Genomic DNA, 951 nt, shown 5'->3' on the forward strand with positions numbered 1-951 from the left:
GCATCGTCAATGAGCTTGTTCTTAAACTCACTTCCACGATCTGTATGAAAAAGCTTAATCTTACGTAGATCCGTTTTGATCGACGCTAACGCACGATAAACTAATAAAGCATTTTTATGAGGACCGGCACTATAACCTATAATTTCACGGTTAAAAAGATCAACAAATACACATATGTACTGCCATTTTTTATCGACTCTCACATATGTTAAGTCACTTACAACGACTGATAATACTTCGTCTTGTGTAAACTGACGATCAAGTTCATTTTTCTGTTCCGATTCGTTTGCCCCACTGGAATGTGGCTTAAATTGCGCGAGCGTATAAGAGGAGACCAGACCTTGCTCTTTCATTATTCGTCCGATTCGACGTCTAGAGACCACTTTCCCACGCTTTACTAATTCCATTTTAATTTTACGAGTGCCGTAGTTTTGGAAACTTTCATGGAATATTTCAATAATATCGGAAGTAATATCGTCTTCGGCCTGACGTTCTTTTGCTTCATAATAATAGGTGCTTCTCGGAATTTGTAGGACTTTGCACATTGCTGATATCGAGTATTTGTGTTGATTATTCTTAATCACATTTACTTTCGTCCTAGTATCAGCGCGGCTTGCTTTAAAATGTCATTCTCCATTTCTAATTGCTTATTGCGTTTTCTGAGTTCTGCTAATTCCTTTTGTTCAGGTGTTAAATTATCCTTTTCCTTGAAAGAACCAGAAGTCTGACTCTGACTCACCCACTTATCTAAAGACGAAGGAGTAAGATCGTATTCTTGAATAATCTCTTTTCTTGGTTTACCGCTGTTGTAAAGCTGCACAATCTGTTGTTTAAATTCCTCTGTAAATGTTCGGCGTTCTCTTTTAGTCATCGTAGATTCTCCTCGATTTTTATTATCTGTAGTCTACTTGACCTTAATTTTTCTGTCTAGTTCAGTGTAGCCGATTCAAA

1 pseudogene is annotated in these 951 nt (G+C 37.3%); it reads right to left on the reverse strand.

Annotated elements, in window-relative coordinates:
- Positions 1 to 871, reverse strand: a pseudogene (locus LQ50_RS24060) (IS3 family transposase); the annotation flags it as partial.
- Positions 872 to 951 lie beyond the last annotated feature (80 nt).

The sequence above is a fragment of the Halalkalibacter okhensis genome (assembly GCF_000787375.1).
Lineage (GTDB): Bacteria > Bacillota > Bacilli > Bacillales > Bacillaceae_D > Halalkalibacter > Halalkalibacter okhensis.